Origin of the sequence: Streptomyces sp. NPDC012466 (assembly GCF_042955215.1) — a bacterium.
Classification (GTDB): Bacteria; Actinomycetota; Actinomycetes; order Streptomycetales; family Streptomycetaceae; genus Streptomyces.
Window position 1 is genome coordinate 516,170 of sequence record NZ_JBIBEQ010000002.1, and the last position, 12,894, is coordinate 529,063.

A 12,894-nucleotide genomic window follows, 5' to 3' on the forward strand; every position below is an offset into this window, starting at 1 on the left:
ACGGACGGTGCCGCCCGCGTCACGGACAGAGCCCTGAGGGGACGGCAGCCGCCCTTCCGCCCGCGCCGCGGGACGGCAACCGCCCCTTTTCCGGCCCCGACCAGGACAGGAACGGGATCTTCCGCTACGGTCCACGACACGCGGAACGACAGCCTCCCCCACGCCCCGGCGACACGCGCGTGTCGTCGGGAGGTCGCCGCGCGTTAACCCGGACGGCCGACCTGCGCCGACCCGACGCTCCTGGAGTGACCGCAGTGCCCGTACCTCTCCCCCGCCCGCAGGCCCTCCTCAAGGGGCTGGTCACCGTCGTCCTGGCCGCCGCGTTCGCCGCACAGGCGGTCGCGGCGCTGCTGCCCAACGTTCCGCTGCTGCTCGCCGCGACCGTCGTCTCCCTGGCCACGGAGGGCGTCCTGTACCGGTGGCAGCGCGGGGTGCTGTCGCTGTTCGCCAAGTCGCACGCCGACATCACCGTGCGGCACGTCCTGCGGGACCTGCTGCTGGTCGTGGGACTGCTGCGGCTGGGCGAGCAGGACCGGGAGACGGTGTACGCCCCGCTGGTGGCCGGGCTGCTCGTCTTCTACGTGCTGCACTGCGCGATCCAGGCGGTCTCCGTCCTGGTGCGCCGTACCCGCACCCTGCCGGTGGTGACCCGCAACATCGACGCCTCGGCACTGCGGCTGTCGCCGGCCCCGTCCGTGCTGCTGCGCCGCCCCGGCCACCGGCTGCTGGTGTTCGGCCTGCCGGCGACCGCCGGGCTACTGGCCAGCGCTCCCGGCGACCGGCCCGTGTACGCGGCGGCGGGCATCGCGCTCTCCCTCGCCCTCGGACTGACCGGCCTCGGCGCGCTGCTTCTCCGGCTGCTGCCGGGCCGTCGTCCGGCGGACGAGCAGCAGGTCCTCGACTGGTTCGACGCGTGGCTGGCCGACTACCGGCCGACCGTCGGCCTGTACTTCTCCGGCGGCACCGCCTCGGCCTACCAGGCGAACATGTGGCTGCAGCCGCTCGCCGGGCTGGAGGGCAGGCCGGTCATCGTCCTGCGCGAGCGGTTCATGGTGCAGAAGATCGCGGCGACGGACATCCCGATCGTCTGCCTGCCGAAGGTGTCGACGCTGATGCGTCTGGAGCACTCCACGCTCCAGGTGCTCATCCACCCGTCGAACTCCGGCAAGACCTCCCAGGTGCTGCGCATCCCCACGATCAAGCACACCTTCGTCAACCACGGCGAGAGCGACAAGCTGTCCTCCTGCAACCCGTACGCGAAGGCGTACGACGAGGTGTGGGTGGCCGGGCCCGCAGCGCGCGAGCGGTACGCGCTGGCCGAGGTCGGGGTCGAGGACAAGGACGTGGTGGAGACGGGGCGTCCGCAACTGGACGGAGTGCTGCCCTACGCGGGTCCGCCGGCCGGAGCCCGGACGACCGTGCTGTACGCGCCGACCTGGGAGGGCTGGGACGGCAACCCCGGCAACACGTCGGTGATCGCGGCCGGCGAGAACCTGGTGCGGGCGCTGCTCGCGGACCCGGGCGTGCGGCTGCTGTACAAGCCGCATCCGCTGACGGGCTCCGTGGACCCGCGCGCGGGCGCGGCCGATCTGCGGATCCGGGAGCTGATCCGGGCGGCCAACCGGGAGCGGACCGGGGCACATCCCTCGGACGGCGCGGAACTCACCCGCCGCACCGCCGAGCTGGACCGGCTCACCACGTCGGCCTTCCGGGCCGGTTCCGACACCGTGGAGCGGATGCTGGTGCAGTCGGCGCCGGAGCCGGGCCGCGCGGCGGCGGTGGCGCGGGCGACGGCCGCGTGGGAGGAGGCGTACTGGGCCTCGCTGCCGGAGGGCGAGCACCAGATCATCACGGACGCCCGGCCCACGCTGTACTCCTGCTTCAACGTGGCCGATCTGCTGATCAGTGATGTGTCGAGCGTGATCAGCGACTTCCTGGCGAGCGAGAAGCCGTACGCGGTGGCCAACACCAGCGGCCTGCCCGAGGACGCCTTCCGAGCGGCGTTCCCGACGGTGGTGGCGGCGACGGTGCTGACGCCGGACGCCGCCGGGGTGCCGGACCTGCTGGAGAGCGTCCGGCACCCGGAGAACGACGAACTGGCGGAGGCACGCGCCGCGTTGAAGCTGCGCCTGCTGGGTCCGGCGGAGCCGTCGTCGCAGGAGCGCTTCAACGCGGCCGTCCGGGCGCTGTGCGCGGAGGCCCGGGACCACCGGGCCCGGGTGGCGGAGCGGCTGGCCGCGGAACTGCCCGGCCAGCGCACCGAGACCGCGGTCCCGGCGGCGCAGCGCTGAGCGGCGGCACGCGCGCTCACGCCGCGTGCCGCACCTCTCGGGACGTCAGCACCCGCCGCGCCTTGCGCACCGCCCGGCGCATGAACGTCTCGACCCCGCCCTCGCGGTAGCCCGGGAAGGCACGGGCCTCCCGGGGCTCGGCGAGGTAGACCGAGTCGGGCACACCGGCGGCGCGGTCGCGGAAGTGCGGGTAGGCCAGGTAGACACGGCGGCCCTTCCTCTCCAGGAGGGCCGCCGCCTGCTTCTTGTCCTTGACGAACTTCACGACGTCCAGCAGCAGGTCGGGGCGCTGCTCGGCGACCAGGTGCAGCCGCAGCCGCTCGTGGACCTTGAGGCGCCGGGCGACGCCCTCGCTCCAGTAGGTGTCCATCAGCGGCTCGGCCAGCTCGAACTTGTGCCGGCGGATCTCCTCGCTGTCCGTCAGGTACTTGGGCCCGAACTGCGGCAGCAGCGTGATGAGGAAGGGCCGGACCATCAACTGGTCACGCCGGCCGCCCGCGGGGACGAGGTCGGCGATGAGGGCCATCAGGGCCCGCGCGGAGTCGAAGCGCAGCGTGTAACTGCCGCTCTTCGTCACGTGCTTGCCGTCGTCCCGGCCGACCAGGTAGTAGCAGGTGTGGTCGGCGACCACGGAGACGCCGTCCGCGCGCAGGTACGCCTCCATGGTGAACAGCGCGTCCTCGCCGGTGAACAGCGACTCGTCGAAGCGCATGCCGTGCCGGTCCAGCAGCTCGCGGCGGAACAGCTTCTGCGCGCTGAGCGTGAACTTGATGTTGGAGGAGAAGACGTCCGTCCGCTCCACCGTCGCACCCCACATGGACTTCGGCGCCGAGCGGTTGACGCCCTCGACCTTGCCGAGCACCACGTCCGTTCCGGCACGGTCGGCCATGCCCACCATGCGCTCCAGGGCCTCGGGGCCCAGCCGGTCGTCGGCGTCGAGGAAGAAGACGTAACGCCCGCTCGCCTTGCTCAGGCCGACGTTGCGCGGGCCGCTGGGGCCGCCGGAGTTCTCCTGCCGGATCACCAGAACGTGCATGGGAGCCCGCTCGGCGAACTCCTCCAGGTACTCCCCTGTCCCGTCCGTCGAACCGTCGTCCACCGCGATGACCTCGACGCGTGTCGGATCGATGGTCTGTGCCTCGACGGACGAGAGGCACTCGATCAGATACGGCATCGCTTCGTACGCGCCGATGATCACACTCACATCAGGCTGCGCGGTCACGTTTCCCCCTAGTCAATGGGATATTCCCCCCGTATCGCCTCATTCGCTACTTGGTAGACGGGTGATCGAGGCAAGCGGTTGCCTCCCGCATGCATGTTCGTGAGTCACCTCACACGGAGAACGCACAGGGAGCCGGAAAAGAAAAGAGTCCGGCCCCGAGGAGATTCTCCCCGGGGCCGAACTCTTCGGTCAGCGGCGGTGGTTCAGGCCGTGCCGACACCGTCCGTGTCACCGGCGGCGGCCACCCGCTGCCCCGGCACGGCGTTCGCCAGCGCGGCGTCGGCACCGGCGGCCGCCACCCGCGACGCCTGGCCGACGTTGCGCGTCTCGGCCTTGAGCGCGAGGTTCGCGACGGCGGTGTTGAACTGCTCCAGGGAGGTCGGCTCGTCCGGGCCCAGCAGGTACTGCTTGAGCTCCTTGCGGTCCTCGGCCAGCGGGTCGGCCTCCGGGGCGCGGACCGCACTGAGCAGCTCGCCCAGCTCGGACGCGCTGTTGGACAGGATCACCGCGGCACGCACCGCCGTGTTGTTCCGCTTGAACTCCTCGACGCCCACCTCGGCGGAGTCCGTGACCGCGTACGGCTTGCCGCTCGCGATGAAGTCGGACACCACGCTGGAGATGTCGGAGACCATCGCGTCGGAGACGTTGAAGCAGTCGTACAGCCGCGGCTCGGCGCCGGTGATGACGCGGTGCTCCCAGGACGGGAAGGAGCGCCAGTAGGCGTCGTTCCACTCGGCGCGCAGCCGGGCGGTCTCCTCGTGCCGGGCGACGTCGACCAGCCCGTCACGGGTGGCCACGGCCTCGTCGCCACGGTCGCCGCCGGAGCCGGACAGCTGCGCGAGCCGGGCCTCGATCCGCTCCAGCTCGGCCTTGGCCTGCGCCTGGGCGGCGGTGTCGGCGATGAACCGCGGGTTGATGGCGCGCTCCGCGGCGGCCTTCTGCACCAGGGCGGTGATCCGCCGGTGGGCCGCGCCGGCCTCCTTGCTGACCGTGCCGGTGAAGGGGTGCGGCTTGTACAGGACACGGACCGGCGGGTCGGCCGCGACCAGCTTCTCCACGATGTTCTCGCCGGCCAGCACGATCGAGGTGTTGCCCGGGTTGCCGTCCCAGCCCTCCCAGGTGGGGGCGTACAGCACGGTCGGGATGCGGCCCTCGGGGACGCCCTGCCAGGTCTGGATCGGGGCCAGCTGCGGGCGGCCGACCTCGACGATGTCGTCGTCACGGACGCCGACGTCGGCGATGGCGTAGCGGTCGCGGCCCGCGCGGCCGGCCGTCCACACCTCGTCGTAGACCTTGCTGTACGGGTTGACGCTGGCGAGCTTGTCGCTGTCGCCGTGGCCGATGAAGACGTGCTTGATGGTGGGCACGCGCAGCATGTGGATGTTCTTGCCGACGTTGGCCGCGTAGAGCGCGACCCGCACCGTGGACAGGTCCATGTTCATCAGGTGCACCCCTCCGGGCACGCAGATGACGGGGACCGTGGTGGGCGCCAGATTGTTCAGGATGGCCCGCTCACGCAGGATGATCAGTGGCTTGGAGTCCAGCTTCTCCATGGTGTCGAGCCACATGTTGACCTGGTACGCGGAGTCCTTCGAACCGGAGAAGTACAGGACCGTCTCCGGCTTGTACTCGCCCAGCCAGTCGTCGACGGCGGCCAGGACCCTCTCGGCGTTCGGGGGGATCCTCCGGCCGCGCACGTACGGCACGAGCGTCAGGACGTACAGGGTGGCGAGGGCCACCGTGACACCGATGCCGATGAAGCCGATCACGGCCGACTTCAGCTGCGCGGCGAGCAGGACGCCGACGACCGCCGCGAGGTCGAGGTGGAGCATCTTCTCGGCGGAGCGGTGCAGCAGCTTGCGCGGCGGGGCGCCCGGGATGCGGATGCGGGAGGCCAGGTCGACGTTGCGGGTGGCGACCGGCATGCGGCGGCGGTTGCGGATCAGCTGGACGAGCGCGCCGTGCGGGGCCTGCAGACCGTAGAAGGCGATGAAGCAGGCGATCGCCCCGTAGTAGATCAGGTTGTCCGCGAGGGACAGCCGGGCCAGCAGCAGGATGAGCAGCAGCTGCCGGATCAGGAAGCGGATCGACAGGCCGGCCCGCACCTTGCCGAGGCGGTTGATCAGATAGCTGCCCTTGCGGTGCAGATAGTGGTCCGCCAGGTACGTCACGGCGGCCGCTGCCGCGAAGGCGGGAACGCTCGGGACGAGCGCGGCCAGCATGAGGGCGGGGAAGCCCGCCACCATGAGGACCGCCGCGGCCAGCTCGGCCGCGCTGCCCACCCGGGCGACGCGAATAGCGGTGGATATCACGGAGAAACCTGCTCTTGGGAGGGGTGTGCCGGTCTTGGTTCGAGAATGCGGCTGGTCTGTGAATATTCGCGGGACTGTATGGATTCAGGCCCCTGCGAACACTCCTGCCGACGAAAGCCGTTAACAGAAGGGCGCAGAGGCCTGAATTACTGAAGTCTATTTGGCGCCAATTATTACACGCCGTCCTGCCGGTCCAGCACCGAGGCCAGGGCCTGCTCGAAGCCGGAGGCACGGGCCGCGCCGGCCGTGGGGTCCTGCTGGCGGACGTCGATGACGTGGCCGGTCAGCTCGGAGAGCAGCACGTCGAGCGAGGTGCGGGCCACGGCCTCGGAGGACAGCAGGGAGCCGGACGGCTCCTGGCCGAACGCCTTGGTGCGCATCGGGGTGGCGGTGCGCTCGGGGTTGATGCAGTTGACGCGCACGCCGTCGCCGGCCCACTCGTCGGACAGGGCCTGGGTGAGGTTCACCATGGCGGCCTTGGTGGAGGAGTACAGGCTGTACTCGGCACGGCCGCGGGTGTAGCTGCTGGAGGTGTAGAGCAGCAACTGGCCCTTGGTCTCGGACAGGTACTTGTACGAGGACCGGGCGATCTGCACCGGGGCCAGGTAGTTGACCTTCAGCGCCTCCTCGATGGTGGCGTTGTCGGTCTCCGCGAGCTTGCCTATGCGCAGCACACCGGCGGTGTTGACCACGTAGTCGATGCGGCCCGTCTCGGCGTACGCCTTGGACAGGGCGTCGTCGACCTCTTCCGGGTTCTCCACGTGGGTGCCGGTGGTGGAGCGGCCGAGGGCGTAGACCTTGGCGCCGTAGGACTCGGCGAGTTCGGCGATGTCCTTGCCGATGCCGTAGCTGCCGCCGAAGACGACCATGGTCTTGCCGGTCAGCAGCTCGCGGTAGGCCTCCTCGGAGACCTGCTCGGGCGCGGCCGTGGAGGCGAGCTGGAAGAGCTTGTCGGCGATGAAGACGTCGACGGGCTGGGTGACCTTCATGTTGTACTCGTCACCCGCGACGACGTGGATCGGCACGTCCGGCAGGTACTTGAGCACGACCGAGCAGTCGTCGGTGGCCTGGAAGTTGGGGTCGCCGGCGGCGACCTCGTAGGCCCGCCGGATCGTGGACAGCTTGAAGGCCTGCGGCGTCTGGCCGCGGCGCAGCCGGGAGCGGTCCGGGATCTCGGTGATGAACTCGCCGTCCTCGCCGTGCGTGCGCGTGACGATGATGGTGTCCGCGGACGGGATGGCCACGTCGACGGCCTGGTAGCGCTCCAGCGCGACGACGCAGTCGTCGATGACGCGCTGCGAGAGCAGGGGGCGCACGGCGTCGTGGAAGAGGACGTTGGCGTCCTCGCCCTCGGCCAGGCCCTCGCCCAGCGCGGCGATGGCGCGCTCGGTGGTCTCGTTCCTCGTGGAGCCGCCCTCGATGACCTTCGAGACCTTCTGGAATCCGGCCTTCGCGACGATCTTCTCGATGTCGGGCACGTAACCCGGCGCCATCAGCACGATGATGTCGTCGATCGAGTCGGTGTTCTCGAAGGTGGCCAGCGTGTGCTCGATGACTGCCTTGCCGGCGATCTTCAGCAGCTGCTTGGGGATCGACAGACCCACCCGCTGACCGGTACCACCGGCCAGGATCACTGCGGTGGTACGGGGCTTGGCTATGTGCTGGGACACAGGTGACCTACCTTGGGGCGACAGGGAACCTCGAAATGGTCCCACTTGTGGTTACCGCAATGCAAGGTGAGCGACCTCCGCCGCATATGTGCGCGCAACCTGTCATTCACCTCCCACTCCTGGTGATTGGCGAGACGTGCTGTGCGTGCCCCGGGAAATGCGCTGTGAGTAACTGCACAGAAGCTCAGCGACAGCCGAGGCGCTCGGGACGGCGGTGACCGAGGACCCTCACCGGTTCCTTGGACGATGTCCCGTGCACGGTACGCGCTTTGGGGGTGCCCCGCGCACCACGCCCGCCGCTCGCGGCGCCGGGTACGAGGGCCGCGATGTGCGGACCTTCACGCCCCGGGACGGGGGACCGCACGCGTTCTTCATCGGTCCGGCCGCGAATACGGCCCGGCCGGCCGCTCATTGCCGCTGAATTCCCGGTCAAGATTTCGCAGCATTTGGGTCTCGGCGAGAGCAATACGCCGCGAGGCCGGGTCGGACTTCTCACACGGTTCCTGCGTCCCCCCGGCACGGTGAGGAGTCCGGGACGGCGAAGAGCCCGGGACTGCGGGGAGTCCCGGGCTCACGCGTCTCGCGGGCGGGGTCAGACGACCTCGACGCCCGGACGGCCGGCTTCGACCCTCAGCCGGGCCAGCGTGCTCGGGGTCGCGGTGGGCCGCCGGACGGTGTCGACCACCCTGACCTGCGCGTCGATGCGGTCGCGGCGCACGTCGAAGAGGTGGTAGCCGCGGTGTGCGTCGAGCAGCTTCCAGTGCGGGTTGTCCGGGCGCCGCGGGTCCCACTCCTTGCGGAAGGCCTCCTGGTCCTGGTCACCGTTGCTGGAGATGGAGGTGCCGACGAACTCGGCGCCGACGACCCGGGAGCCCGGGTCGGCGTAGTCCTCCTTGAGGTCGCTGATCATCGTCAGGTGCCGGTCGCCGGAGAGCACCACCGGGTTGCGGACCTGCCTGAACTCCTGGAGGAACCGGTTGCGTTCGGCCTGGTAGCCGTCCCAGGCGTCGTAGAACCAGAGCTTGCCCTCGCCGACCTGGAGGTCCGTCTCGGCCATCATGATCTGGGAGGCGATGAGGTTCCAGCGGGCGGGCGAGTCCTGGAGCCCGTTCAGCAGCCACTGCTTCTGCCGTGCGCCGAGCATGGTCAGCGACGGGTCCTGGGCGCCGGTCTGGCTGGTGGCCTGGTCGCTGCGGTACTGGCGGGTGTCCAGCACGTTGAGCCGGGCCAGGCGGCCGAACTCCAGTCGGCGGTACATCCTGATGTGCGGGCCGTCCGGGACGGCGGTGGCACGGACCGGCATGTGCTCGTAGAACGCCTGGTAGGCCGCGGTCAGCCGGGCCACGAACGCGTCGTGCGGCTGCTTGTCCGGGTCCTGCGGGATCTCGCCGGCGAAGTCGTTGTCCACCTCGTGGTCGTCGAAGGTGACCACGAAGGGCGCGTTCGCGTGCATCGCCGCGAGGTCCGGGTCGGTGCGGTACTGGGCGTACCGGTTGCGGTACTGGACGAGGCTGAACGGCTCGCCGGTGCCCTCGTGCCGCCGCAGGGCCGTCGCCGAGGGCGTGGACTCGTAGATGTAGTCGCCGACGAACACCACGACGTCCGGGTCCTGGTCGAGCATGTCCGCGTATGGCGTGAAGTAGCCGTGCTGCCAGTTCTGGCAGGAGGCGAGGGCCATGCGCAGGGAGCCGCCGGAGCTGTGGGGGTGGGGTGCGGTGCGGGTGCGGCCCACGGGCGAGAGCTGCCCGCTGGTGTGGAAGCGGTACCAGTACGTACGGTCCGCGCGCAGCCCGCGTACGTCCACGTGAACGCTGTGCCCGTACTCGGGCCGGGCCTGGGCGGTTCCCGCGCGGACGACCTTCTTGAACCGGGGATCCGCCGCGAGCTGCCACTCCACCGGCACCACCCGGTCGGGCATGCCGCCGCCGGCGAGAGGGTCGGGAGCGAGCCGGGTCCACAGCACGATGCCGTCCGGGAGCGGGTCCCCGGAGGCGATGCCGAGGCTGAACACTCCGTCGGGCAGCGGCGTCTCGGCCGCGTGGGCGGCGGCCGGCAGCCACAGCTGGGCGGAGGCCGCCGCGCCGAGCACCGCGGCACCGGCGGTCAGAAAGCGGCGTCTGTCGGGGGATACTACTCCGGTCATCGGCTGACTCCCTTACCTCGCTGGCCACTTGGACACGGGGAAGCTTCACGCTCGCGGGCGGTCCGCCCGCTGAACGCCGGGGTTCACGTACATGACAACTAAGCAGACAAAGAGAGACTCGCCGCCAGCACCGGAACAAGCCGTTGCTGGGGCGAGTCTGACAGGTGCTCAGTGAGCGAAGCCGGTGCCGAGCCGTGCGCCTGTGGCGGTCGTGCCGAGGAGTGTGTTGCCGAAGGCCGTGGTGGCGTTGGGGCTCACGACCGTCGTGGGGCCGGACCTGAAGTACCACACGAATCCGGCGTCGCCGTTCTCCCCCGGTGCTCCGGCGGCCAGGTCGGCCAGGCCGTCCCCGTTCGCGTCCGCAAGGTGCACGGCCTTGCCGAACGCGTCGCCCGCCTCGGCGGCACCCGGCACGTCGGGCGTGTCCTGCGTGACCACCTGGGCGCCGGCGCCGGTGAGTCCGTCCGCGCCGCCGCGCAGCACGACGACGGCGCCCGCGCCGGACACCGTGCCCAGGTCCTCGCCGGGCACGCCGGTCACCACGTCCGGGTGGCCGTCACCGGTGACGTCGGCGACCCGGACGTCCGTCCCGAAGCCGTCGCCCTTCTCGGCGGAGCCGGGCACACCGGGGCTGTCCTGGTTGAGGTGCCTGGCCTTGGTGCCGTCGGCTCCCTCGGCGCCGCCCGGTATCCAGGTGATCCGACCGCCCTTGGCGGCGGGGGTGTCCAGGTCGCTGTCGTGCCCGTCGACGGCCCGGCCGACCACGATGTCGTCGAAGCCGTCCCGGTCGATGTCGCCGATGTCGAGGTTCTCTCCGCCCTGGAGCCGGTAGCCGTCGCCGCCCTGCACGGTGGTGTACGGGGAGAGTCCCTGCTTGCCTCCCAGCCAGGTCACGACCCGGCGGGCGTCGTACTCGTCGCCGTCGTTCTCGGTGGCGGCGACATCGGTGATCCCGTCGCCGTTGAGGTCGCCGGTGGCGAGGTCGAGGACGCGGCTGTCGAACTCGTCCCGGACGATCTGCTCGCCGTGGCCCGTGGAACCGTCCCGGGAGAACGGTCCGTTCAGCACCCGCAGGTTGAACTGGTTCTCCACGGTCACCAGGTCCTCGGCGCCGTCACCGCCGACGTCCCCGACGGCCAGCCGTCCCTGCCCACCGAGCCCGTCGTACGCCTTCCCGGTGGCCAGGGCGGCACCACCGGTCAGCCCCTTCGAACCGCCCCACAGCACCTCGACCAGACCCGACTCGGCGCCGCCGTCGGCGGTGTCCTCACCGCCCACACCGACGACCAGGTCGGCGAATCCGTCGCGGTCGAGGTCGGCGGTGGTGAGCGCGCTGCCGAACGCGTCGTCCGCCTCGGGGCTGCCGGGCACACCGGCCGTGCTCTGGGTGAGGACCTGCCTCGTCGTGACGTTCAGCCCGTTCTCGGAGCCGTAGACGACAGCGACGTAGCCGGCGCCCTTCTTGCTGCCGACCGTCGCGCTCGGGGCGGCCACCGCGAGGTCGGGGTAGCCGTCTCCGTTGAAGTCGTCATGGAGCTCGGCGGCGGGGGCCGCGGCGGCGGGGGCGGCGTACGCGGCCGTCGGGGTGATGACGGCGGCGACGACGGCGGCAGCCACCAGGGCCGTTCGGCCGGGGCTGCGCTTGCTCATGGACTGGGACACATGGACTCCGGTGATCCGCTGGGCAGTTGCGAGGCGGACGGAACAAGATCCGTTCCGCCCGCCCCGTACGACTCACCCGAGGACGACTTGGTTGCACCGAAGTCCGTTGCGCATTTGCTTTCCGTTAACTCAAACCGCTCAGAACGGCTCGAAGTCGTCGAACTCCTGCTGGGCCTCGTCCCGCTCGGCCTGCCGGTCCTTGCGGCGCTGCGCGGCCGGCCGCTCCCCCTCGAGCCGGTGGTCCTCACCGCGGCGGCCGAGCATCTCGGCCCCGGCCGTCACGGACGGCTCCCAGTCGAAGACGACTGCGTTGTCCTCGGGGCCGATGGCCACGCCGTCGCCGCCTCGGGCGCCGGCCTTCATCAGCTCCGCTTCGACACCGAGCCGGTTGAGCCGGTCCGCGAGGTATCCGACGGCCTCGTCGTTGTTGAAGTCCGTCTGGCGCACCCAGCGTTCGGGCTTCTCACCGCGGACCCGGAACAGGCCGTCGGCTTCCTGCGTCACGGTGAAGCCGGTGTCGTCCACGGCCTTGGGCCGGATCACGATCCGGGTGGCCTCTTCCTTCGGCTTCGCGGCCCGCGACTGCGCCACGACCTCCGCGAGCGCGTACGACAGCTCCTTCAGGCCCATGTGCGCCACGGCCGACACCTCGAACACGCGGTAGCCGCGCGCCTCCAGGTCGGGTCGCACCATCTCGGCCAGATCCTTGCCGTCCGGTACGTCGATCTTGTTCAGGACGACGATCCGCGGCCGGTTGTCCAGCCCGCCGTACTGCCGCAGCTCCTCCTCGATGATGTCGAGGTCGGAGGCCGGATCGCGGTCCGACTCCAGCGTCGCGGTGTCCAGGACGTGCACGAGCACACTGCAGCGCTCCACGTGCCGCAGGAACTCCAGCCCCAGGCCCTTGCCCTGGCTGGCGCCGGGGATGAGGCCGGGCACGTCGGCGATGGTGTACACCGTCGAACCGGCCGTGACGACACCGAGGTTCGGCACGAGGGTGGTGAAGGGGTAGTCGGCGATCTTCGGCTTGGCGGCGCTCAGCACCGAGATCAGCGACGACTTGCCGGCACTCGGATATCCGACGAGCGCCACGTCGGCGACGGTCTTCAGCTCCAGGACGACGTCCCGCAGGTCTCCCGGCTCACCGAGCAGCGCGAACCCGGGCGCCTTGCGCCGCGCGGAGGCCAGTGCCGCGTTGCCGAGGCCGCCCCGGCCGCCCTGTGCGGCGACGTACGACGTGCCGTGCCCGACGAGGTCCGCGAGGACGTTGCCCGCCTTGTCCAGCACGACGGTGCCGTCCGGCACCGGCAGGACGAGGTCCTGCCCGTCCTTGCCGGAGCGGTTGCCGCCCTCGCCGGGCTTGCCGTTGGTGGCCTTGCGGTGCGGGGAGTGGTGGTAGTCGAGCAGCGTGGTGACCGACTGGTCGACGGTGAGGATCACGTCCCCGCCGCGTCCGCCGTTGCCGCCGTCCGGCCCGCCCAGGGGCTTGAACTTCTCACGGTGGACGGAGGCACAGCCGTGGCCTCCGCTACCCGCGGCGACATGCAGCTCGACGCGGTCCACGAAGGTGGTCATGGTGTGTGCCTCCAGGTGC

The 12,894-nt window shown here is 70.7% G+C and carries 7 protein-coding genes; 1 reads left to right on the plus strand and 6 read right to left on the minus strand.

All coding sequences use genetic code 11. The annotated features are described in order from the left end of the window. The first annotated feature begins 254 nt into the window (after positions 1-254). Positions 255-2,291: a hypothetical protein gene (locus ACFY9E_RS09865; RefSeq protein ID WP_390981156.1), complete on the plus strand. Its 2,037-nt coding sequence runs from the start codon at positions 255-257 to the stop codon at positions 2,289-2,291. 16 nt (positions 2,292-2,307) lie between these two features. On the opposite strand, the gene ACFY9E_RS09870 is transcribed toward ACFY9E_RS09865, so the two are convergent. The 6 genes from ACFY9E_RS09870 to obgE all read right to left on the minus strand — a co-directional run bounded on the left by ACFY9E_RS09870 (position 2,308) and on the right by obgE (position 12,875). Beyond that, positions 2,308-3,465: a glycosyltransferase gene (locus ACFY9E_RS09870; protein WP_390982035.1), complete on the minus strand. Its 1,158-nt coding sequence runs from the start codon at positions 3,463-3,465 to the stop codon at positions 2,308-2,310. 251 nt (positions 3,466-3,716) lie between these two features. Further along, on the minus strand, positions 3,717-5,795 hold the full coding sequence (locus ACFY9E_RS09875) for a hypothetical protein (RefSeq protein WP_390982038.1): 2,079 nt from the start codon (positions 5,793-5,795) through the stop codon (positions 3,717-3,719). 203 nt (positions 5,796-5,998) lie between these two features. Further along, the gene (locus ACFY9E_RS09880) at positions 5,999-7,495 is read right to left on the minus strand and encodes a D-ribitol-5-phosphate cytidylyltransferase (RefSeq protein ID WP_390981158.1); all 1,497 of its coding nucleotides are present in this window, start codon (positions 7,493-7,495) and stop codon (positions 5,999-6,001) included. A gap of 592 nt (positions 7,496-8,087) precedes the next feature. After that, entirely contained in the window at positions 8,088-9,638 is a 1,551-nt protein-coding gene (locus ACFY9E_RS09885) for an alkaline phosphatase D family protein (protein ID WP_390981160.1), read from the minus strand. Positions 9,639-9,806: 168 nt separating this feature from the next. Next, a complete protein-coding gene (locus tag ACFY9E_RS09890) occupies positions 9,807-11,288 on the minus strand; it encodes an FG-GAP-like repeat-containing protein (protein ID WP_390981162.1) in 1,482 nt (493 codons plus the stop codon). Between the two features lie 150 nt (positions 11,289-11,438). Further along, a complete protein-coding gene (obgE, locus tag ACFY9E_RS09895) occupies positions 11,439-12,875 on the minus strand; it encodes a GTPase ObgE (protein WP_352117215.1) in 1,437 nt (478 codons plus the stop codon). Between the last annotated feature and the right edge of the window lie 19 nt (positions 12,876-12,894).

Excerpts from the sequence above, each read along its gene's own strand:
- ACFY9E_RS09885 (WP_390981160.1), bottom strand. The coding sequence starts at position 9,638 with ATGACCGGAGTAGTATCCCCCGACAGACGCCGCTTTCTGACCGCCGGT.
- obgE (WP_352117215.1), bottom strand. The coding sequence starts at position 12,875 with ATGACCACCTTCGTGGACCGCGTCGAGCTGCATGTCGCCGCGGGTAGC.
- ACFY9E_RS09890 (WP_390981162.1), bottom strand. The coding sequence starts at position 11,288 with ATGAGCAAGCGCAGCCCCGGCCGAACGGCCCTGGTGGCTGCCGCCGTC.
- ACFY9E_RS09870 (WP_390982035.1), bottom strand. The coding sequence starts at position 3,465 with ATGCCGTATCTGATCGAGTGCCTCTCGTCCGTCGAGGCACAGACCATC.